At 38.9% G+C, this 21,342-nt stretch carries 21 protein-coding genes; 3 read left to right on the top strand and 18 right to left on the bottom strand.

All coding sequences use genetic code 11. The annotated features are described in order from the left end of the window. Window positions 1–2: 2 nt before the first annotated feature. Window positions 3–920 carry a zinc-binding lipoprotein AdcAII gene (gene adcAII / locus QMQ21_RS00405; protein WP_000730403.1) on the bottom strand — a complete coding sequence of 306 codons (918 nt, stop codon included), beginning with the start codon at window positions 918–920 and terminating at the stop codon, window positions 3–5. 153 nt (window positions 921–1,073) lie between these two features. On the opposite strand from adcAII, the gene QMQ21_RS00400 reads away from it, so the two are divergent. Continuing rightward, complete coding sequence (locus QMQ21_RS00400; RefSeq protein WP_020902837.1) at window positions 1,074–1,244, top strand: hypothetical protein; 171 nt, start codon at window positions 1,074–1,076, stop codon at window positions 1,242–1,244. Here QMQ21_RS00400 and QMQ21_RS00395 read toward each other — a convergent pair. The 5 genes from QMQ21_RS00395 to QMQ21_RS00375 all read right to left on the bottom strand — a co-directional run bounded on the left by QMQ21_RS00395 (window position 1,217) and on the right by QMQ21_RS00375 (window position 5,451). Continuing rightward, a complete protein-coding gene (locus QMQ21_RS00395; protein ID WP_001020317.1) occupies window positions 1,217–2,608 on the bottom strand; it encodes an APC family permease in 1,392 nt (463 codons plus the stop codon). The two genes, QMQ21_RS00400 and QMQ21_RS00395, sit on opposite strands and share 28 nt — an antisense overlap. A gap of 122 nt (window positions 2,609–2,730) precedes the next feature. Continuing rightward, window positions 2,731–3,297, bottom strand: coding sequence for a thiol-disulfide oxidoreductase-associated lipoprotein SdbB (gene sdbB / locus QMQ21_RS00390; RefSeq protein ID WP_261813705.1), 567 nt, complete (start codon window positions 3,295–3,297; stop codon window positions 2,731–2,733). Window positions 3,298–3,308: 11 nt separating this feature from the next. Beyond that, window positions 3,309–4,016: a thiol-disulfide oxidoreductase-associated membrane protein CcdA2 gene (ccdA2, locus tag QMQ21_RS00385; RefSeq protein ID WP_004241755.1), complete on the bottom strand. Its 708-nt coding sequence runs from the start codon at window positions 4,014–4,016 to the stop codon at window positions 3,309–3,311. A gap of 212 nt (window positions 4,017–4,228) precedes the next feature. Continuing rightward, entirely contained in the window at window positions 4,229–4,504 is a 276-nt protein-coding gene (locus tag QMQ21_RS00380) for an HU family DNA-binding protein (RefSeq protein ID WP_001284640.1), read from the bottom strand. A 107-nt stretch (window positions 4,505–4,611) separates the two neighbouring features. Then, the gene (locus QMQ21_RS00375; protein ID WP_000161409.1) at window positions 4,612–5,451 is read right to left on the bottom strand and encodes a DegV family protein; all 840 of its coding nucleotides are present in this window, start codon (window positions 5,449–5,451) and stop codon (window positions 4,612–4,614) included. 139 nt (window positions 5,452–5,590) lie between these two features. Here QMQ21_RS00375 and QMQ21_RS00370 point away from each other — a divergent pair, with 139 nt between their 5' ends. Further along, a complete protein-coding gene (locus QMQ21_RS00370; RefSeq protein ID WP_000592066.1) occupies window positions 5,591–6,439 on the top strand; it encodes a YitT family protein in 849 nt (282 codons plus the stop codon). A gap of 87 nt (window positions 6,440–6,526) precedes the next feature. Here the strand turns inward: QMQ21_RS00370 and QMQ21_RS00365 are convergent, their stop codons facing one another. From QMQ21_RS00365 to eno, 6 genes are all read right to left on the bottom strand, one after another. Then, the gene (locus tag QMQ21_RS00365; protein ID WP_000587433.1) at window positions 6,527–7,444 is read right to left on the bottom strand and encodes a bifunctional riboflavin kinase/FAD synthetase; all 918 of its coding nucleotides are present in this window, start codon (window positions 7,442–7,444) and stop codon (window positions 6,527–6,529) included. Window positions 7,445–7,698: 254 nt separating this feature from the next. Further along, entirely contained in the window at window positions 7,699–8,559 is an 861-nt protein-coding gene (locus QMQ21_RS00360) for a methionyl aminopeptidase (RefSeq protein WP_000631541.1), read from the bottom strand. 15 nt (window positions 8,560–8,574) lie between these two features. Next, window positions 8,575–9,852: a CBS-HotDog domain-containing transcription factor SpxR gene (spxR, locus tag QMQ21_RS00355; RefSeq protein ID WP_000033834.1), complete on the bottom strand. Its 1,278-nt coding sequence runs from the start codon at window positions 9,850–9,852 to the stop codon at window positions 8,575–8,577. Then, complete coding sequence (locus QMQ21_RS00350) at window positions 9,845–10,396, bottom strand: GNAT family N-acetyltransferase (RefSeq protein ID WP_261813860.1); 552 nt, start codon at window positions 10,394–10,396, stop codon at window positions 9,845–9,847. The genes spxR and QMQ21_RS00350 overlap by 8 nt, the downstream gene beginning before the upstream one ends. 15 nt (window positions 10,397–10,411) lie before the next feature. Continuing rightward, entirely contained in the window at window positions 10,412–11,671 is a 1,260-nt protein-coding gene (gene murA / locus QMQ21_RS00345) for a UDP-N-acetylglucosamine 1-carboxyvinyltransferase (RefSeq protein ID WP_049491775.1), read from the bottom strand. Window positions 11,672–11,929: 258 nt separating this feature from the next. Further along, window positions 11,930–13,234 (bottom strand): surface-displayed alpha-enolase, encoded by a 1,305-nt coding sequence (gene eno / locus QMQ21_RS00340; protein ID WP_000022821.1) that lies wholly within the window; start codon window positions 13,232–13,234, stop codon window positions 11,930–11,932. Window positions 13,235–13,397: 163 nt separating this feature from the next. On the opposite strand from eno, the gene QMQ21_RS00335 reads away from it, so the two are divergent. Continuing rightward, a complete protein-coding gene (locus tag QMQ21_RS00335; RefSeq protein WP_247927869.1) occupies window positions 13,398–13,844 on the top strand; it encodes a DUF1694 domain-containing protein in 447 nt (148 codons plus the stop codon). Here QMQ21_RS00335 and QMQ21_RS00330 read toward each other — a convergent pair. From QMQ21_RS00330 to glgB, 6 genes are read right to left on the bottom strand one after another with little or no spacing between them, the layout of a single operon-like run. After that, the gene (locus QMQ21_RS00330; RefSeq protein WP_247927870.1) at window positions 13,841–14,956 is read right to left on the bottom strand and encodes a glycerate kinase; all 1,116 of its coding nucleotides are present in this window, start codon (window positions 14,954–14,956) and stop codon (window positions 13,841–13,843) included. The genes QMQ21_RS00335 and QMQ21_RS00330 overlap by 4 nt on opposite strands. An 8-nt stretch (window positions 14,957–14,964) precedes the next feature. Beyond that, complete coding sequence (gene serB, locus QMQ21_RS00325; protein WP_261813704.1) at window positions 14,965–15,609, bottom strand: phosphoserine phosphatase SerB; 645 nt, start codon at window positions 15,607–15,609, stop codon at window positions 14,965–14,967. Window positions 15,610–15,667: 58 nt separating this feature from the next. Beyond that, window positions 15,668–17,101: a glycogen synthase GlgA gene (gene glgA / locus QMQ21_RS00320; RefSeq protein ID WP_261813703.1), complete on the bottom strand. Its 1,434-nt coding sequence runs from the start codon at window positions 17,099–17,101 to the stop codon at window positions 15,668–15,670. Beyond that, window positions 17,098–18,237, bottom strand: coding sequence for a glucose-1-phosphate adenylyltransferase subunit GlgD (glgD, locus tag QMQ21_RS00315; protein WP_261813702.1), 1,140 nt, complete (start codon window positions 18,235–18,237; stop codon window positions 17,098–17,100). Before glgD ends, glgA begins: the two co-directional genes overlap by 4 nt. Further along, complete coding sequence (locus QMQ21_RS00310; RefSeq protein WP_033681753.1) at window positions 18,227–19,369, bottom strand: glucose-1-phosphate adenylyltransferase; 1,143 nt, start codon at window positions 19,367–19,369, stop codon at window positions 18,227–18,229. Before QMQ21_RS00310 ends, glgD begins: the two co-directional genes overlap by 11 nt. Beyond that, a complete protein-coding gene (gene glgB, locus QMQ21_RS00305; protein ID WP_261813701.1) occupies window positions 19,359–21,287 on the bottom strand; it encodes a 1,4-alpha-glucan branching protein GlgB in 1,929 nt (642 codons plus the stop codon). The genes QMQ21_RS00310 and glgB overlap by 11 nt, the downstream gene beginning before the upstream one ends. Between the last annotated feature and the right edge of the window lie 55 nt (window positions 21,288–21,342).

Raw genomic sequence — 21,342 nt, 5'->3', positions numbered from 1 at the left:
CCTCATTTCAATTCTTCTGCTAAAACACTCATATTTTCTTCAAGATTTTCGAGATAAGTCTTGTCATTTTGTGGGTCTGCCTCTAAAGGATTCAGAGTTTTAAGCCCCACACCTGTTGATTTGACAAGAGTTTCAGCTACTTTTGAAGAAGCATTACTTTCTGTAAAAATCGTCTTAACCTTATAGGTCTTAACAAATTCCTGAATTTCTGTTAGTTGTCTTGGACTTGGTTCCTGTTCAGGAGAGATACCAGCGATTCCAAGTTGATTGAGTCCAAATCGCTTCGCTAGATAAGAAAAGGCTGTATGTTGTGTTACAAAGGTTTTCTGACTCGCTTTTTCAAATCTAGGCTGGAATTTCTTAGTCAATTCTTGAGCTTTTTTGATAAAGGCTTGCGCATTTTTCTGATAAGTCTCTTTATGCTCACTATCAACCTCTGAAAGTTTATCAGCAATAATTTGGGCTTCTTCTCCAGCTTTTTCAGGATCTAGCCAAGTATGAGGATCATAGAGCGTTTTTTCATCAACTCCATCCCCTGCTTCCACATCTTCTAGCCCTGGGACGCGGTCTAAAGTCATTCCCTCTGAAGCCTCTAAAACCTTCACTTTAGATTTTTTTAGATTGGGATCCAGACTTCCTGCCCAAGATTCAAGCGTATGCGAATGGTAAACAAAGACATCTGCATCATAGATGGCCGCGATGTCATTTGCCGAAGGTTCAAAGGAGTGAATTCCACTACTTGACTGAATCATTCGAACATCATTCAAATCACCAGATACTTCCTTGACCATAGCATAGATAGGATAAAAACTAGTTACAATTTTCATCCCTTTACCTGACTGGCTTTCCTTTTGACCACAAGCACCTAAACACAAAAGAAAGATACTTAACAATACTAAAAATAAACTTTTTTTCTTCATAGATAACCCCTTAACTATTTAATTAACTGGTAAACAGTTTACTCCTAAAAATTTAATCTGTCAAGCTATTTTTAGAAAAAATTTGAAATTTCTTTCACATATAAAAATCTGCTGAGTTTCAATAACTCAACAGATTCTCACTTTATATACTCAATGAAAATCAAAGAGCAAATTAGGAAGCTAGCCGCAGGCTGCTCAAAACACTGTTTTGAGGTTGTAGATGAAACTGACGAAGTCAGTAACCATGCATACGGCAAGGCGAAGCTGACGTGGTTTGAAGAGATTTTCGAAGAGTATTATTCTTCTATGGTAGAATGCTTATAACCATAAGTAAAGTAAATAATACTTCCTACTAACAATGCAACTAGGAAAGCAATCCAGGTTTCCATATTATACTGCAACATAAATGATAAACAAATGATGATTGATAAAATCGGTAATAAGGGTACCAGTGGTGTTTTAAATTCTCCTGCTTTGGGCATTCCTTTTTCTTTCCGTAATCGAATCAGACCATAAGCCAGCATGATCAAGTAGGCCAAGGTACAAATATTTAAGAAGGCTGCGATACTAGCAAGAGGGAACATTCCTGCTGCTACTGCTGAAGCTAGACCTGTCAAGATAGTAGCATTTTTTGGTACCTTGCTTGTTTTGGTCAGTTCTTTAAAGGCAGCAGGCATCAATCCGTCACGCGCTAAACTGTAAATCATACGAGATAGGGCATAAGTCATTGAGATACAAACCGTAATCAAGGTTAAGATAGCCACTAATGACACATAACTAGCTGCCCAACTAATCCCAACGCTACGAAGGGCAAAGGCAACGGCATCGTCGACATTTAGATGACTATAGTGAACCACACCAGTCAAAACAAGCGTCACCAAGGCATAAAGAATGGTTACGATAGAAAGCGATAAGACAATCCCTCTAGGAATATTTTTTTGAGGAGTCTTGACCTCATCTACAGCCATAGAGATGGATTCAAACCCCAAAAAACCAAAGAACATCAAGGACGCACCAGCCATAATACCAGTACTGGCACCATAGATTTGTCCAAAACCATAGGGAGCAAAATTACTCCAGTTATCAAGCTTGATATGCCAGATTCCTACTAAAACAAAGAGAGCTAAAGCAGAAAATTTCAAAATAACTAGAATTGAATTAAAGCGTAAGGCGGCTTTCGCATTAAGTAGAACAAGCGAGGTCACCAAGACCAAGACAAGAATAGGTAATAAATCAACAAACGTCCCTGCTTGAGGATTAAAGGTACCATTTAAAGCCTGAGGAAGGGCTATCCCGTATTGAGAGAGAAGCCCTTTAAAATACGCTGCCCAACCAGAAGCCACACCCGATATGGCTGTCATGAACTCCATCATGGTTAACCAACCTGCCAACCAGGCTGGGAATTCTCCTAAAATAGCATAGAGATAACTGTAGGCACCACCTGTAGCAGGTACTCGTGAAGCAAATTCTGCAAAAAAGAGAGCTGATAATCCCACACATAAGGCAGAAATGACAATTGAAATCACTAGGGCTGGACCAGCAAGTGTTGCAGCTGCAGTACCAGTAATTGTAAAGACGCCTGTCCCTACCATGGCTCCGATACCCAGCAAAATCAAATCCCATAACTTCAAATGCCTGTGCATCTCTGTTTTATCCAAACTAACATTCTTTGTTCTAAATATATTCATCTTTGACTCCAAAATAAAATGATGATTCTATTTTACCATAAATATAGGATATTTGTGAATATTTATAAAATGTTTTCCTAAAAAAATCTGACTACTCTCTTGTAATCAGATTTTTATCTATTCTAGTTCATTTCTTTAAAGGCTGCTTCTGCATCCGCATTGCTGATAACACCAAATTGAATCTTCCCAATCTTTCCTTGACTGTCAATCAGGTATTCTGTAGGAATGCTTCGAATTTGATAAGCTTGGAATGTGGTTGCTTTTGTGTCATAAAGAACTGGGATATCCTTATAACCTTGATCTTGGAACCATTGTGGGAATTGCTCGACAGTTTTTTCACCTTGAATTCCTGGTGCAATGACACTAAGAATTTCAAAATCACGATCTGGTTTCGCCGCTAATTCCATCAACTCAGGCATACTTTTCTTACATGGACCACACCATGAAGCCCAAAACTTCAAGTAGACTTTTTTCCCCTTATAATCAGATAACTTAACTTCTTTACCATCCATAGATTGTAAGATGAAGTCTGGCGCATCTTTTCCAACAGCAATTTGTTGTACAGTCGTTTGTTGCTGTTGTTTTGGGGATTGTTGTGGAGCTTGAGTCTTTTTAGTCTCTTCCTCACCACAGGCTATCAATACGACTAATGACAAGAGGCTTAAGGCAGCAAACATTACTTTTTTCATCTTTTTCTCCTTTATTCAAAAATTCCAGCTAGAACATTTACTTGTCCTAATAGTAACAAAATTCCCATTAAAATAATGAGGAAACCACCAATTTTCTTCAGTAGCATCATATGACGTTTAATTTTACTAAAATAAGGCATTACTACACCTGAAGCTAGAGCCAAAAGCAAGAAAGGAATTGCCATCCCCAGAGTGTAAATCAAGGTATAGATTGCACCTTGCCAAGCGCCATTTCCTCCAGAAGCCGCAAGCGCTAAAACAGAACTCAAAACAGGACCAATACAAGGCGTCCAACCAAAGCTAAAGGTAATACCGAGTAAAAAGGCCGACCAATAACGATTGGCTTCTGATTTCTTAAAAGTAAAGCTTTTTTGAACCTCTAATTTCTTAAAATGAAAAATTTCCATCTGATGAAGACCTAAAATGATAATAATTGTTCCCATGGTATAGCGAAACCAATTGGCATAGAGAATATTCCCAAAGTAACCAGCACCAAATCCTAGAATAAAGAAAATGAGTGAAATGCCTACGATAAAGCAAAGCGTTCGAATCAAGCCGGACCACGCAACTTTTCTACCAAACAAAGAAAAACTTTTTGCACTTTCCTGATCATCCAGCAAAATTCCAGTATAAACAGGTAACAGAGGAAAAATGCAAGGGGAAAAGAAGGACAAGATCCCTGCTAAAAAAACGGAGATTGAAAATACTATCGTTTCCAATAAAAAACCAACTTTCTTAATAATTCTAATTCTATTTTACTATAATCAATTTCATTTGTATGATTTCTGCTACGCAATTTGAATTAGTCTGTACTTGAAATATTTTCCGGTACTAGTTCATTCAGATTCTGGCCCTTTTTTGCCTCCTATACACAAAAAAAGCCTACTGCCCAAGCTAGAAAGCTTGATACAATAGGCTTTTGGAAGGTTGATTATTTAACAGCGTCTTTAAGAGCTTTACCAGCTTTGAATGCTGGAACTTTAGAAGCTGCAATTTTGATTTCTTTACCAGTTTGTGGGTTGCGACCTTTACGTGCAGCACGCTCACGAACTTCAAAGTTACCAAAACCAATCAATTGAACTTTTTCACCAGCTGCAAGGTACTCAGTTACTGCTGCGAATACAGCTTCAACTGCTGCTGCTGAGTCTTTCTTAGTCAATTCTGTAGCTTCTGCTACTTTAGCGATCAAATCTTGTTTGTTTGCCATGTTAATGATTCCTCCAATTTTATTTCTAATTAACAAATATAATCATATCCTAAAATCCCTTTTAGGTCAAGTTAAAAACGCTATTTCTTCCCATTTTATTTATTTTTTTAGGAGTTGTAACGTACTAAAACAGCCCAAGCATTCTCACCCGTGTGAGTTTGAATAATAGAGCCCGTTTCCAAAACTGAAATAGGCTTTTCAACATAAGCTTGTAAGCTTTCTTTCATCTCTTTTGCCCAATCAGCACTACCAGAATATGAAATTCCAATCTCTGCTACAGAACGTTCAGAGAGCGATGTTATCAGTTCATCCAACCATTTTTTAAAAGTTTTAGCTCCACGACCTTTAACTATTGGCTGCAATTCATGGTCCTTCATCTGCATGACAACACGTATATTGAGAAGTGAGCTCAACAATCCAGTTACACGCCCAATTCGTCCACCTTTAACAAGGTTTTCCAAAGTCGAAACGCCAATATAGAGTTCTGTGTGGTTTTTAACCTCTTCTACATGAGATAAGATTTCCTCCAACTCTTTGCCTTCTTGCGCTAATTTTGCAGCCTCAACAACTTGGAATTTCAAGGCTTGGTCAGTGAAGGAACTATCAATAACTGTTACATCGGCAGTAGATAAGCTAGCACCTTGACGTGCCGCTTCTACAGTGCCAGAAAGGGCGTGAGACATATGAATAGCAAGAATCTGGCTACCATCTTTGCATAGGTCTTCAAAAACTTCAGCAAAGACACCTACAGGTGGCTGACTTGTTTTCGGAAGATTTTTACTTTCTTGCATCAACTGAAGAAATTTACCTTCTTCTTTCAAATCCGCATCAGAATAAACAACATTATCAATCATTACAGATAACGGAACAACAGTGATATCTAATTGTTTTACTAGTTCTGGTTCAATAGTAACAGATGAATCGGTTACAATCTTAATTTTAGTCATAGTATCAATCTTTCTATTTTAGGATTCAGATTGGTTTTTCACTTTTAATTATATCAAAAAAAGATTAAAAATCCTAATGGAGTCAATCAAATTTTCCTTAAAAATTTGATATAATCTACTTATAAGAAAAGAGGTCCCTATGATTAAAAAAATTTATCCCATTTTAACCATTTTGCTAGGTGCTGCTATTTATGCTTTTGGGCTGACTTATTTTGTAGTTCCCCATCATCTCTTTGAAGGAGGGGCGACAGGTATTACCCTCATCACCTTTTATCTTTTTAAAATCCCTGTTTCTCTTATGAATTTGCTGATTAACATTCCCCTTTTCATCCTAGCTTGGAAAATATTTGGAGCAAAGTCCCTCTATTCTAGTTTACTAGGAACCTTAGCCTTGTCCGCCTGGTTGGCCTTTTTTGAACGTATTCCCCTTCATATTGATCTTCAAGGTGATTTACTAATCACTGCCCTTATAGCTGGGATTCTATTGGGAATTGGTCTTGGAATTATCTTTAATGCTGGAGGTACAACTGGTGGTACTGATATTGTAGCTCGTATTCTCAACAAGTACACTCATATATCAATGGGAAAACTGCTCTTTATCTTAGATTTTTGTATTCTCATGCTCATTCTCCTAATCTTCAAGGACTTGAGATTGGTTTCCTACACGCTCTTATTTGATTTTATCGTTTCGCGTGTCATTGATTTGATTGGCGAAGGTGGCTACGCAGGTAAAGGATTTATGATTATTACCAAACGTCCTGACCAACTTGCTAAGGCGATTAATGATGACCTAGGTAGAGGCGTTACTTTCATCTCAGGTCAAGGTTATTATAGTCAAGAAGATTTAAAAATCATTTACTGTATTGTCGGAAGAAATGAAATTGTGAAAATGAAGGAAATGATTCATCGAATTGATCCTCAAGCCTTTATAACTATTACAGAAGCTCACGAAATCCTTGGAGAAGGATTTACCTTTGAAAAAGAATAAAAAGAGGTCTTGTAGTGACCTCAAAAGTTAGACTACATCATCTATCTTTTGGGTTACAGACAACCTCTTTTTTAATTACCCAAACTCTTAAGACCAATTTCGAGCTACTTCTTCATCAGCCTTTAACTGATCCACTAATTGGTCAACTGAGTCAAATTTGGTCATATCTCGAATACGATCAAGCCAATAAACCATGACGGTTTCCCCATAAATATCTTGATTAAAATCAAAAATATTGACTTCAAAACGTGCTTCTTCTCCATCAAAGGTCACATTTTTTCCAACACTAGCCATAGCGCGATACTTCTGTCTTTGAATTTCAACATCAACAACATAAACACCATCTGCTGGCATATAAGTACGGTCTAAAAGTACCAAATTAGCTGTTGGATAACCAATCGTACGACCACGAGCGTTACCATGAACCACCATACCTCTGGATGGAAGCGGTGCCCCCAAAAGTTCTCCTGCTTCTTTCACATTGCCATCTAAAATAGCTTGACGGATACGAGTTGAACTAATCTTTCCTTTCTCATCTTCTACAGGTGGGACAATGATAACCTCTCCATCAAAGTAATTCTTTAAATCTTCTGCCGTTTTTTTGTCAGAACCAAATGTATAATCAAAACCTGCAACAATAATTTTGGCATTCATAGCCTTGATATAAGTCGCAAAAAATTCTTCTGCTGTGAGACTAGCAAATTTGCTACTAAAATCAAGGAGATACAATTCTTCTACACCTTCACGCTTTAATTTTCTCTCACGTTCAGCAGGGTTCAAAATATGCAAAAACAAATCCGGATGATAAGGCTCTAAAGCAATCTTTGGAGATTCATTAAAGGTCATAACTACGATAGGCAATAAATCCTTTCTCGCAGCCTTATTGGCAACACGAAATAGTTCTTGATGTCCCTTATGTATACCATCAAAATAGCCGAGAACAACGACCGAATCGGATGGTGTGCCAATATCTTTTTGATTTTTTATAGGAATAGTAATAATCATAAAATAATTATATCATAGTGATAGCTATTTCTAAACCAGAAAATCTGAAATGTCGTTTTTTTAAGCTGAAGTGTAGCATTTTAGAAGAATTTTGTTTTTAAAATCAACATAACGTACAAGAGATTGACGTAAGGATCTTGAAATCAGAAAAACGCATCACATCAGCCCTTAAAACTTGATACAATGCGCTTTATTATGAAAAGTTCTAGTAAATTCTTTATAAAATCAACTTCCAGCAGCCTTTTCACTTTTTATTAATAAGTTCCTTCTTCACCTTGGCTAGTCAAGATAACAGGACCATCTTTTGTAATCACGAATTGGTGTTCATATTGACAAGATAGGCCACCGTCAATGGTCTTATGCGCCCAACCGGTCTTCATATCTGTATCAATTTCCCAGTCACCTGTATTGATCATTGGTTCAATAGTCAAGACCATTCCTTCACGAAGACGGAGTCCACGACCAGCAACACCATAGTTAGGAACCATTGGTTCTTCATGCATAGTTGGGCCAACACCATGACCAACCAAATCACGCACTACACCGTAACCACGACTTTCAGCGTATTCTTGAATGGCTGCACCAATATCACCGATACGATTCCCAATGACGGCTTGCTCAATACCCTTGTACATAGCTTCTTTGGTTACATCCATCAAGTTTTTCACTTCTTCGGACGGTGTACCAACAGCATAAGCCCAACAAGAGTCTGCTAGGCCACCAGAATAGCTCTGAGTGTATTTTTTCATTTGCTCAACATTGTTGAAGTTTAATTTTGAGACATTCAGGTCAGATTTAGCAATTGGACCTCCCAAAACCATATCAACTTTGAGCAAATCACCATCTTTCAAGATATAGTGACGAGGGAAAGCATGAGCCACTTCATCATTAAGAGAGCAACAGGTAGCATAAGGATAGTCCATCATGGCACCGTCAACTCCAATCTGAAGCGGAAGGAAATTTTCTTCCTTACAACGACGGCGAACGTATTCTTCAACTTCCCACATATCTACGCCAGGCTTAATCAAATCACGCAAGCCAATATGGATACTTGCTAAAAAATCACCGGCCTTATCCATAGCTTCGATTTCACGAGCTGATTTTAATGTTATCATTTTTTCTCCTAGTTTCTAATTAATTTTAACGGTTATATTAGCTTTTGAAACAATCTGATGACCATGATAAATATCGTAGTCAATAATAGCTGATCGTCTAGTATGATGGATAATGCGTGCTTGAATGCGCAGTATATCATCAATCTGAACAGCCTGCAAAAAGTAGATTAGCATCTGCTCAATAATAAGATTACGACCACTATTAACAACTAAATCTTGGGTCATGTGGGTCAGAATTTCTGCCAATACACCATTAGCCAAAACTCCGTTTTTCTCAAGCATAAAGGGTTCCACTGTAATGACTACTTCATCATGGTGGTAAGAAAGTTTTTGACCAATCTGCTCAGAAAAAGTTGGTAGAGCCGAAACTTGGGAACGACTCATCTTCTCCATGACATCTCGTCGTGTCACAACTCCAAGCAAGGTTTGATTATTCCGAACAACCGGTACCATTTCAAAGTCTTCTGCAATCATCCGTTGACTCACATTGGCAATATTTGTCGATAATCCAACCAAAAATAGACTACGAGACATGACCTTATCAATTGTGGTACTTGGTGACTTATCACCCGCATCTCTCATAGTAACAACCCCAACAACGACCTGATGTTGATTAATAACAGGGAAACGACTGCTACGATTCTTACGTACCAAGTCCAAATAATCTTTAACAGTGTCAGTCTCTCTCAAAAAACCATACTCATGACTTGGGCGATAAAGTTTCTCAACTGTCAGAATATCAGTCTTGATTTGTACATTTGACAGGGCTTTATTTATCATGGTCGCAATGGTAAAAGTGTCATTCTTACTTCTCAGAACTGGAATTCCTTTTTGATTGGCCAGTTTAAGCACATCATCATGAACCTGAAATCCACCTGTAACCAGAACTGCATTTTCATTTTCCAGCGCTAGTAATTGGATACGCGTACGATCTCCGACAATCAGGAGCCCACCATCGTGAAGGTAGGACAAGATATTTTGTTCAGTCATGGCACCGATTGAAAATTTACTAAATTCTCTCTCTAAACCTTCTTGCCCAGCCAAAACCTCAGAAGAAGTCACTTCTGCAATTTCAGCAAATGTTAATCTTTCGATAGCAACTTTCTGAGATTTAACACGAATAGTACCACTTCTTGGTCGAGTCTCTACTATTCCACGATTTTCCGCTTCCTTGATAGCGCGATAGGCCGTTCCATCACTTACTCCTAGATGGTTGGAAATGCTTCGAACACTGACCCTTTTACCAACCGGTAATTCTTCCAAATAACTTAGAATTTCTTGGTGTTTACTCATTAATTTCTCCCTTTACAAAGCGAAACTCAAGATAATCACGCATTTTCCTCGTATAGCGATCACTTCCTTTAAACTGACGAATCAAGCGAAATCCAGCCTTAAGAGCAACTCGTTGACTGGCTTCATTTTCGAGATGGGTTATAATAGATAATTGTTTTAAACCAAATTCCTCAAAAGAAAGCTGACAAAGTTTTTTAACAACTTCTGTCATAAAACCTTGAGACCATGAATCTCTTCTTAAAAAATAACCAAGTTCTGCTTCTTTTTTAATTTCATCTAGCTTTTCAAACTTAATTGAACCAATCATTTTTTCAGTTTTCTTGTCACAAATAGCCCATACTCCTAATGGAGATTTCATAAAATAATTGGCCATTGCATATTGACTTTCTTCCAAACTTGCTTGAGTCGGGAAAATAAATTGGAGATTTTCTGGATTTGAAGCTATCTCATGGAAGTCCAGATTATCATTAAAAAAGAAAGGACGCAAATACAAGCGATCCGTTTCAAAAAAAGAAAACATTGCTAATTTGGTCCAAATATTCATAAACACCTCTACGGTTTATTCTTCAACAAGTGTAATATCCGCTCCTAGATTACGTAATTTTTCAATAATATCTGAATAACCACGTAAGATGAACTCAATATTTGTAATTTCAGTTTTGCCTTCAGCCATTAAACCAGCAATGACAAGTGCGGCCCCAGCTCTAAGGTCAGTAGCTTTTACATTTGCACCACGTAAACTACGGCCACCAGTATATAAAATATGGTCGTTTGTAGTCGTAATATCTGCGTCCATCTTTGCTAGTTCAAAAACATGGTTTACTCGTTTTTCATAAATGGTATCAATAATGGTACCACGACCCTCTGCTGTTAACAAGAGAGGAGTAATTGGTTGTTGCAAGTCAGTAGCAAAGCCTGGGTAAGGAGCTGTCTTAATATTGATTGCTTTCAAATTAGACTGTTCTTCGACAAAAATACTGTCCTCCGATACAGTCATTCTCACTCCCATTTCTTCCAACTTAGCGATGAATCCTTCTAAGTGTTCATAAAGAACATTATTAATACGAATTCCCTTACCGACTGCAGCAGCTAAAGAAATATATGTTCCTGCTTCAATACGGTCTGGAATCACCTGATGACGGGTTCCGTGTAATCTGTCAACACCATCAATAATGATAATATTGGTTCCAGCACCACGGATATGAGCACCCATATTATTTAAGAGAGTGGCAACATCAATAATCTCAGGTTCTCGGGCTGCATTTTCAATAATAGTACGACCATTTGCTTTAACCGCAGCAATCATCGTATTAATCGTCGCACCGACACTAACCGTATCCATGTAAATACTTGCGCCGTGAAGTCCTGTATCTTTAGCAGATAACTTCATGTTATCACCCTCGTAGCTAACAGTAGCTCCCATAGCTTCAAAAGCCTTAAGATGTAGATCAATAGGGCGAGGTCCCAAATCACATCCACCAGGTAAGCCAACAGTGGCTTCACCAAAGCGACCTAAAAGACTTCCATAAAAATAATAAGATGCACGAAGACTATTGATTTTTCCATAAGGCATTGGAATATTTTGAACACCTCTTGGATCAATCTCTAACACATCGTCATAACGCTTAACAGTAGCCCCCATTAACTCCATAATTTCGACAAGACTAGCAACATCGGAAATATCTGGAACACAATCCAAAGTCACCACATCATCTGCCAAAATAATAGCTGGAATCAAAGCTACTACACTATTTTTTGCGCCACTAATGGTAATCTCACCTTGCAGAGGCAAGCCACCATTGATAACAATTTTTCTCATTTTAAATTTTTTATACTCTTTCAAAATTTCTAAAAAGGTCCTACGTTAAAGTATATCATAAATTCACCCTTTTTTCCATCATTTTCAATTATATTAGCTGAATCGTATTTATTAGTAAATGAGCTGTCTTGAAATGTTTTGCCCCCTAAATACAAAAATAGCCCTTCGGATAAAATCCGAGGGGCTAAAAACGTTGTTAAATCAACGGTCGAACTTTTGAATTTCAAGGTTCGGGATAAAATAGTTCACTGAACTATTTTATTTTTTAAGGTTGTAGAATGATTTCAATCCACGGTATTCTGCTACTTCACCAAGTTGGTCTTCGATGCGAAGCAATTGGTTGTATTTAGCGATACGGTCTGTACGTGAAAGTGAACCAGTCTTGATTTGTCCTGCGTTAGTTGCAACTGCGATGTCAGCGATTGTTGAATCTTCAGTTTCACCTGAACGGTGTGATACAACGGCAGTGTAACCAGCTTCTTTCGCCATTTCGATAGCGTCGAATGTTTCAGTAAGAGTACCGATTTGGTTAACTTTGATAAGGATTGAGTTAGCAGCACCTTCTGCAATACCTTTTTCAAGGTAAGAAGTATTTGTTACGAAGAAGTCGTCACCAACCAATTGAACTTTGCCACCAAGACGTTCAGTAAGAGCTTTCCAACCGTCCCAGTCGTTTTCATCCATACCATCTTCGATAGTGATGATTGGGTATTTGTTTACCAATTCTTCAAGGTAGTCGATTTGTTCTGCAGCAGTACGTACAGCTGCTCCTTCACCTTCAAATTTAGTGTAGTCGTAAACTTTACGTTCTTTATCGTAGAATTCTGATGAAGCACAGTCAAATCCGATAAATACGTCTTTACCTGGAACATATCCAGCAGCTTCGATAGCAGCAAGGATAGTTTCAACTCCATCTTCAGTTCCTTCAAAACGAGGAGCGAATCCACCTTCGTCACCTACGGCTGTTTCAAGACCACGAGATTTAAGGATTTTCTTAAGAGCGTGGAAGATTTCAGCACCCCAACGAAGAGCTTCTTTGAATGATGGCGCACCAGCAGGTACGATCATGAACTCTTGGAAAGCAATTGGAGCGTCAGAGTGAGAACCACCGTTGATGATGTTCATCATTGGAGTTGGAAGAACTTTAGTGTTGAATCCACCAAGGTAGCTGTAAAGTGGGATTTCAAGGTAGTCAGCAGCAGCACGAGCTACAGCGATAGACACACCAAGGATTGCGTTCGCACCCAATTTACCTTTGTTAGGAGTACCGTCAAGAGCGATCATAGCACGGTCGATAGCTTGTTGGTCACGTACATCGTAGCCGATGATAGCTTCAGCAATGATGTTGTTTACGTTGTCAACAGCTTTTTGTGTACCAAGACCACCGTAACGAGATTTGTCACCGTCGCGAAGTTCAACTGCTTCGTGTTCACCAGTAGAAGCTCCTGATGGAACCATACCACGTCCGAAAGCACCTGATTCAGTATAAACTTCTACTTCAAGTGTTGGGTTACCGCGTGAGTCTAGGACTTCGCGAGCGTAAACATCAGTAATAATTGACATTTTTTACTCTCCTTATGAGTTAAATTTTTTACACCTCTATAATACCTTAAAACCCCTCCTTTTTCAAGAAAAAACGTTATCTTTGTGCAAATTTTCCTTAACTTTATAAAGTAATCGCTTTCTTTTATCTGTTTTATTCTAACTTTTATGATATACTGTTTTCATGACAGATTTATCAAAACAATTACTTGAAAAAGCTCATGGTGGCTCAAAATTAAATCCGGATGAGCAAAGACGCTATCTTGGCACTTTTGAGGAAAGAGTTCTTGGATATGCAGATATTGACACAGCAAATAGCCCTCAGTTAGAAAAAGGCTTTTTATCTATTTTAGAAAACCTTCAGGAAAAAGCAGAACCACTATTTGTGAAGATTTCACCAAATGTCGAATTTGACAAGCAAGTTTTCTACTTAAAAGAAGCTAAAGAAACTGATAGTCAAGCTACTATTGTATCTGAAGAGCATACTTCTTCTCCTTTTGGCCTGATTATCCATAGCAATGCACCAGTACAAGTAGAAGAAAAGGACCTTCGACTTGCTTTTGCAAAACTTTGGGAAGTTAAAAAGGAAGAACCAGCCAAAACATCCATCTGGAAGAAATGGTTTGGCTAGATCTTGCGCATATTTAATAAATGCCCTATATTGGCAGCCGTGTGCTCCAAATAGAGACTGGCATTTTTCAAACTATCTTCTAAAGGTTCACTTTTCTCCAAAATTGAAAAAGCCGCTTGGATATTCTCAAATGGTAAGGAAGGTAAATCTTCAGCAAGACTACCACAAATAGCAATGACAGGAACTCCGACAGGGGTTCTTTTTGCAACACCAATAGGCGCTTTACCTGCTAGGCTTTGACGATCTAGCCTCCCTTCTCCTACAACTACCAAGTCAGCATGTGAAACTTTCTTATCAAAGTCAATCAAATCTAAACAAGTCTCAATTCCAGATACTATACTTGCTTGAGCAAAGGCACACAAACCGCCAGCAATGCCTCCACCAGCTCCTGCTCCTTTAATTTCCAATGTTACAGGTGAGGCTTTTTCATAAAAATCTTGGATTGCCTGATCTACGACTGCAAACATAGTAGGATGTAAACCTTTTTGCTTTCCAAAAGTGTAGGTCGCACCTTGATGACCACATAAGGGACTTACGACATCTGCTAAAATACGAATTTGAACATCTTCTGGAATTTCATAGCGATTTTCTGTTGAAACAGAAGCTAAGTTCAATAAGGATTGACCGCAAGCCGGCAAGACATTTCCATCCTTATCATAAAATCGATAACCTAAACCAGCAGCGATCCCAATTCCTCCGTCATTACTGGCTGTGCCACCAACACCGATATAGATATCTTTAATCCCTTGAGCAATGAGATAACGAATCAATTCCCCTATTCCACAAGTTTGGATTTGCAGTGGATTTCGTTTCTCTAGCGGAATTTTTTCAAGGCCAACTAAATCAGCCACTTCAAATAGTGCCAGTCCCCCTTTTTGAAAATAGCGCATGGCTTCTTTTTGTCCAAAAGGTCCTGTAACTTTGATCCATTTTTCTTCAAGGTCAATAGAATGCCGAATAGCATCTACTGTACCTTCGCCACCATCACCAACAGGACAGAGGAGACATTCTACATCTGCTATCGATTGTTGGAAGCCTCTTTTTATTGCTTCAGCTACTTGTTGAGCGGACAAGCTTTCCTTAAATGAATCTGGTGCAATTACAATCTTCATATTTTCCCTCATTCTAACCAGTCAATCAAAGGAAGAACTTCTAAAAAATCCCTCTTGTCAACATGATTCGGTATTTCTTTTTTAAGTACTTCTTTGGCACAAAAGGCAATTCCTAGTCCTGATGACTTCAACATCAATAAATCATTGGCCCCATCACCGATTGCAACTGTTCTTTCTTTAGGAAGTTTTAGTTTCTCTCTCCATTTTTCCAGAGTCTCTTTTTTGACCTGGGGACTGATAATTTGTCCAACTAATGTTCCTGTTAGAAGACCGTCTTTGACTTCAAGTTGATTAGCAGAGAAATAGGAAATACTAAGGAATTTTGCTAATCTCTCAACTATTGGTGTAAAACCACCGGACACCAGACCGACTAGGATTCCATTCTTTTGGAGAATAGAGATAAATTTCTGGGCATTTGGCGAGAGATGAATGGAGTTGAAAACTTTCTCAAATACAGAAACAGGAAGACCTTCCAACAAGGAAACTCTTTTTCTTAAACTGCTGTCAAAGTCTAACTCTCCTCTCATTGCCCGACTTGTAATCTGCGAAATTTCCTCCTCACAACCTGCCTCTCTACCCAACAAATCAATCACTTCTTCTAGGATTAAGGTTCCATCAACATCCATAACACACAAACCTTTTACTTGAGACATCACTTCTCCTCTCTAAATAGCCTAAAAATCGTATGAAGTCATCATACGATTTTATCTATTAGTTAACTAAGCTTTGGTACAAGTCTAGGTATGACTTGCAGGCTGTATCCCATGAGAAATCACACTCCATAGCTTGTTTTTGTAGATTTCTCCAAACGTCTGGGTGGTTTCTATACAGGTCCAAAGCTGTTTGGAAAGTCCAATTTAACCAGTAAGGAGATAGATTGTCAAAGCTAAAGCCAGTACCGCTTCCTTCGATTGGATTGAAAGCGCGAACGGTATCTCGCAAGCCACCAACTTCATGGACCAATGGCAAGGTTCCGTAGCGCATAGCCATCATTTGAGATAAGCCGCAAGGTTCAAAACGACTCGGCATGAGGAAGAGGTCGCAAGCAGCATAGATTTCTTGAGCAAGTTTGACATCAAAAGTGATATTTGCTGATAGCTTGTCTGGATAGATTTGAGCAAACCATGCGAAAGCTCCTTCAAAAGCTGGATCTCCAGTTCCCAAAAGAACAATCTGAACATCATTTTGCAAGATATGGTGAAGACTTTCGACCACCACATCAAAACCTTTTTGACGTGTCAAACGAGAAACAATTCCCACCAGTGGAACATCAGCTCTAACTGGCAAACCAACTCTTTCTTGCAATTTTGCCTTGTTTTGGGCCTTCCCAGACAAATCTTCCTGATTGAAATGATAGTCTAAAAGAGCATCCGTCTGAGGATTATACAGGTCAGCATCAATCCCATTCACGATACCAGATACCTTACCAGACTCCATTCGAAGAATCTGATCCAAGCTACATCCAAACTGACTGGTCATAATTTCATGGGCATAGCTAGGCGAGACAGTTGAAACACGATCCGCATAGAGAATACCTGCCTTCATCCAGTTCAGACAGTTGTTCCAGCGAAGGGTGCCATCAGCGTAACGTTCAAAGCCAACTCCAAACAAATCACCCAACATTCCTTCTGAAAATTGTCCCTGGAATTCCAAATTATGAATGGTTAAAACTGTTTTAATGCCCTCATAGGCTTGAATCCAACGGTATTTTTCCTTCAACAAGAAAGGAATCATAGCTGTATGGTAGTCATGAACATGGAGAAGGTCAGGAATAAAGTCAATTCTTTCCATAGCCTCAATGGCAGCCAGTTGGAAGAAAGCAAAGCGTTCTCCGTCATCAAAATCACCGTAAACATGCCCACGGAAGAAATAATATTGATTGTCAATAAAGTAGAAGGTCACACCGTTTAAGACTGTTTTCTTAATTCCACAGTACTGCCTGCGCCAACCAACACTCACCTCAAAATGAAGAACATCTTCAATCTGATTTCCAAATTTAGCCTCTACCATGTCATAGTAGGGTAAAATTACTGCAACTTCATGTCCCGCTTTTACCAGTGATTTAGGAAGAGCGCCAATGACGTCTCCCAAACCACCTGTTTTTGAAAAGGGTGCACCCTCAGCTGCTACAAATAAAATTTTCATGAATGAATATCCTCTGTTACTTTAGCACCTTTCTTAACGACGACTGGATGTTCTGCAGTTCCACGGATCACAACGCCATCCGCAACTTCAACACCCTTGTCCAAAATAGCATATTCTACCTGAGCACCTTCTCCAATAACAACACGAGGGAATAAGATGCTATCTTTAACCAAGCTATCCTTATGCACATGAATATTACGTGATAGAACAGAATTAGCCACTTCCCCCTCAATGATACTACCAGAAGCAAACTGAGACGTGCTTACCTTCGATGTGTTAGCATAGTAGGTCGGTTCTTCATTCTTGATCTTTGTATAAATCTTTTGATTTGGTGAGAAGAGAGAGTAGAATTTTTGTGATTCAAGCATATCTTTGTTAGCTTTGTAATAAGACTCTACAGAATGAATATTTGCTAGATAACCTGTGTACTCGTAGGCAAAAGCCCCTTCTTTTGCAGCTAAATCCCGTAAAACATAACGCAATTTCTCTGGATGTTCTTTCTTAGCTTCTTCTTCTAAGCGTTCAATCAACCACGGTGTATCAACGACAAAGATATCTGTAGACATATTGTAAACTTCATCTGTTGATTTACTATCAAAGAGTTTGTGAGAACGAACATGGTCTGTTTCATCCACTTCCAAGATTGCATTTACTTCTGAAATATCTTTTTTAGGTAGTTTTTTATAAACTACAGTGATAGGCCCCTTATTTGCACTGTGTAGGTGGAATACTTGGTTCAGATCAATATTAATCAAAACATCACAGTTAAGTGATACTGTTTGGTTTGAGCCAGAACGTTTCAAATAAGTAAGAAGCTGTTGGTAGTATTCTTTTCCAACTGTACTACTTTCCACACGGGTATTGTAAATACCTAGATAGTAGTGGCTAAGAAGAGTTGACAATCCCCACTCACGCCCAGAACGGATATGGTCAAAGACTGAACTGATATTGTCTTGTTGGAAAATACCAAAAATACTACGGACACCAGCATTAGCAAGACTTGAAAGCGGGAAGTCGATCAAGCGATATTTACCACCAAATGGCAAACTAGCTACTGGACGGTGGTCTGTCAGTGTTGACATATCATGAAAACCAACTGTGTTTCCTAAAATGGCAGAATATTTATCAATCTTCATCTGTTGCTACCCCCACTACTTCATCATATCCTACAACCTGTACTTCTTCTGTTCCATCAATTTCGACACCATCAGAAATAACTGCACCTTCACCAATAATGGCACGTTTGATTTTAGCCCCGTGTCCAATAATAGCTCCACTCATGATAACTGAATCAAGAACTTCTGCCCCTTCGCGAACTTGCGCACCTGTTGAGAGGATAGAATGTTTAACAGTTCCATCTACGAAACAGCCATCGACAACCAAGGAATCTTCCACATGAGCATTTGCCCCAAGGAAGTTTGGTGGTGAAATTAAGTTTCTTGAGTAAATCTTCCATTGACGGTTACGGCTATCCAAGGCATTTTCTGGTGAAATATATTCCATGTTAGCTTCCCAAAGTGACTCAATCGTACCAACATCTTTCCAGTAGCCATTAAACTCATATGCATAGACACTTTCACCTGACTCAAGGTAATTTGGAATGACATTTTTACCAAAGTCTGACATATCGACATTGCTCTTTTCAGCAGCAACAAGCATATTGCGGAGACGTTGCCAATCAAAGATATAGATCCCCATAGAAGCTTTGGTAGATTTAGGTTGAGCTGGTTTTTCTTCAAATTCAACAATACGATTGTTTGCATCTGTATTCATGATACCAAAACGGCTAGCTTCCTTAAGAGGAACATCAAGAACTGCTACTGTCAAACTTGCATTATTATCCTTGTGTGACTGGAGCATATCATCATAGTCCATTTTATAGATGTGGTCCCCAGAGAGAATTAAGACATACTCAGGGTTGACACTGTCGATATAATCAATATTTTGGTAAATAGCGTGGCTAGTCCCCTCAAACCAACGATTTCCTTCGCTTGCAGAATAAGGTTGAAGAATAGAGACACCAGAATTGATACCGTCTAGTCCCCAGCTTGAACCGTTCCCGATATGGTTGTTGAGAGCAAGTGGTTGGTACTGTGTAATAACTCCAACATTGTTGATACCTGAGTTGGCACAGTTTGAAAGAGCAAAGTCAATGATACGGTAGCGCCCACCAAATTGCACAGCTGGTTTTGCGATGCTCTGAGTGAGTTTACCGAGACGAGTTCCTTGCCCACCGGCAAGAATCAAAGCTAACATTTCATTCTTCATTTTCTACTCCTTTTTGGTTTTTACTTGTGACGGTTTTAGTAGGTTTCAAGCGACGTTTGATTTTCCATATACTTGCTCCCATAGCCGGTAGGGTAAAGGTCAAGGTCTGCTCATAATCCTTCCATAGTCCTTCTTGCGTTTGAACAGTTTGATTATGCTCTTTCCAGACGCCTCCCCACTCTTCTAACTCAGTATTCCAGACTTCTTCATAGATCCCTGCAACAGGAAGTCCGATTGTAAAATCTTTTCGTTCAACAGGTGCCATATTAAAGACGCAGACTAGCATGTCGTCCTTCTTACCCTTACGGATGAAGGTAAGAACACTCTGGTCTCGATTATCCGCATCAATAATTTCAATGCCATCATAGCTGGTATCAATTTCCCACAGACAGCGGTGATCTTTGTAGAACTTGTTTAGCTGAGATGTAAAATACTTCATCTTCACATTCATTGGGTCTTCTAGGTTAGACCATTCCAACTGTTCTTCAGATTTCCATTCTAGGAATTGGCCGTATTCGCTACCCATGAAAAGCAATTTCTTACCAGGGTGACAAATTTGGTAAGTGTAAAGATTGCGTAAGCCTGCGAATTGATTATAACGATCTCCCCACATCTTATGCATCATACTCTTCTTACCATGAACCACTTCATCATGCGAGAATGGTAAGAGATAATTCTCCTTGAAGACATACATAAAGCTGAAAGTCACCAGATTAAAGTCATATTTACGGTAAATCGGATCTTCTTCATAGAAACGGAGGATGTCATTCATCCAACCCATATTCCATTTGTAGTCAAATCCTAGACCATCTGAATCCTTGGTGTCAGTAATCTGAGTAGCTGATGAACTTTCCTCAGCTATCATCATAACGTCTGGATGAGCTTGTTTAATCACATCATTCAAGCGTTGAAGGAAATAATAACCTTCATAGTTGAGATTACCACCATCTTTATTAGGTGTCCATGGAGCATCATCGTAGTCAAGATAGAGCATGTTGCTAACCGCATCCACGCGAATACCATCTAAATGATAAAAATCAATCCAAAACTTAATACTAGAAATCAAGAAAGACTGGACTTCATTCTTTCCAAGGTCAAAATTGAGTGCTCCCCAACCGTAGTTATGAGCCTTATTATGGTCTTGGTATTCAAAAGTCGGTGTTCCATCATAATAGGCCAAGGCATCATCATTGATAGTAAAGTGACCAGGTACCCAGTCTACAATAACACCTATATTGTTTAAGTGACATTCCTCAACAAAATCTTGAAACTCTTCAGGACGACCATAGGCATGCTCTAGAGCAAAGTAACCCATAAGCTGATAGCCCCAACTCAAACCTAGTGGGTGAGACATCAGGGGCATAAACTCAATGTGAGTATAATTCATCTCAACCAAGTAAGGAATGAGTTCATCTTTCAATTGAGCAAAACTATAGGGGCTGCCATCAGGATTTCTCTTCCAAGAGCCAGCATGAGCCTCGTAAATATTGACCGGACGCTCTTCAAAGCTCAAGCGTTTTCTACGGGCTAGCCAGAGACCATCCTTCCATTTCTTTTCTGGAATATCTGTTAAAATAGCCCCAGTACCAGGTCGTGCCTCATATCGTACAGCCAAAGGGTCAATCTTCATCAGCTGATGACCATTTGCACGTGTGATATGGTACTTATAAATTTGGCCTTCTTGAGCAAGACTGGTAAAGACTTCCCAGACTCCAAATTCATTCCGTTCCATCAGAATTTGATTTTCAACCCAATTGGTGAAATCCCCTACCAAGTGAACAGCCTGAGCATTAGGCGCCCACACACGAAAAGTATAGCCATACTCTCCATTTTTTTCTTCCCTATGAGCTCCCAGATAGTGCTGGAGGTGAAAATTTTCACCTGTCATAAAGGTTTTTAAAGCATTATTCTTATCCATACACCCTCCTATTTCTGTAAGCGTTTTCTATAGATTTATTATACTACCTTTTTAG

Source organism: Streptococcus bouchesdurhonensis (assembly GCF_948472335.1).
The sequence above is the reverse complement of the archived record's forward strand: the minus strand, read 5'-3'. Positions and strand labels throughout refer to the sequence as shown.

Coding starts and splice junctions, on each gene's coding strand:
- QMQ21_RS00395 (WP_001020317.1), bottom strand. CDS start 2,608: ATGAATATATTTAGAACAAAGAATGTTAGTTTGGATAAAACAGAGATG.
- QMQ21_RS00380 (WP_001284640.1), bottom strand. CDS start 4,504: ATGGCAAACAAACAAGATTTGATCGCTAAAGTAGCAGAAGCTACAGAA.
- QMQ21_RS00310 (WP_033681753.1), bottom strand. CDS start 19,369: ATGAAGAATGAAATGTTAGCTTTGATTCTTGCCGGTGGGCAAGGAACT.
- glgA (WP_261813703.1), bottom strand. CDS start 17,101: ATGAAAATTTTATTTGTAGCAGCTGAGGGTGCACCCTTTTCAAAAACA.
- spxR (WP_000033834.1), bottom strand. CDS start 9,852: ATGAGTAAACACCAAGAAATTCTAAGTTATTTGGAAGAATTACCGGTT.
- QMQ21_RS00335 (WP_247927869.1), top strand. CDS start 13,398: ATGACAGATTTATCAAAACAATTACTTGAAAAAGCTCATGGTGGCTCA.
- QMQ21_RS00375 (WP_000161409.1), bottom strand. CDS start 5,451: ATGACTAAAATTAAGATTGTAACCGATTCATCTGTTACTATTGAACCA.
- QMQ21_RS00350 (WP_261813860.1), bottom strand. CDS start 10,396: ATGAATATTTGGACCAAATTAGCAATGTTTTCTTTTTTTGAAACGGAT.
- glgB (WP_261813701.1), bottom strand. CDS start 21,287: ATGGATAAGAATAATGCTTTAAAAACCTTTATGACAGGTGAAAATTTT.
- serB (WP_261813704.1), bottom strand. CDS start 15,609: ATGTCTCAAGTAAAAGGTTTGTGTGTTATGGATGTTGATGGAACCTTA.
- glgD (WP_261813702.1), bottom strand. CDS start 18,237: ATGAAGATTGATAAATATTCTGCCATTTTAGGAAACACAGTTGGTTTT.
- eno (WP_000022821.1), bottom strand. CDS start 13,234: ATGTCAATTATTACTGATGTTTACGCTCGCGAAGTCCTAGACTCACGC.
- sdbB (WP_261813705.1), bottom strand. CDS start 3,297: ATGAAAAAAGTAATGTTTGCTGCCTTAAGCCTCTTGTCATTAGTCGTA.
- adcAII (WP_000730403.1), bottom strand. CDS start 920: ATGAAGAAAAAAAGTTTATTTTTAGTATTGTTAAGTATCTTTCTTTTG.
- QMQ21_RS00330 (WP_247927870.1), bottom strand. CDS start 14,956: ATGAAGATTGTAATTGCACCAGATTCATTTAAGGAAAGCTTGTCCGCT.
- murA (WP_049491775.1), bottom strand. CDS start 11,671: ATGAGAAAAATTGTTATCAATGGTGGCTTGCCTCTGCAAGGTGAGATT.
- QMQ21_RS00370 (WP_000592066.1), top strand. CDS start 5,591: ATGATTAAAAAAATTTATCCCATTTTAACCATTTTGCTAGGTGCTGCT.
- QMQ21_RS00400 (WP_020902837.1), top strand. CDS start 1,074: ATGAAAATCAAAGAGCAAATTAGGAAGCTAGCCGCAGGCTGCTCAAAA.
- QMQ21_RS00365 (WP_000587433.1), bottom strand. CDS start 7,444: ATGATTATTACTATTCCTATAAAAAATCAAAAAGATATTGGCACACCA.
- QMQ21_RS00360 (WP_000631541.1), bottom strand. CDS start 8,559: ATGATAACATTAAAATCAGCTCGTGAAATCGAAGCTATGGATAAGGCC.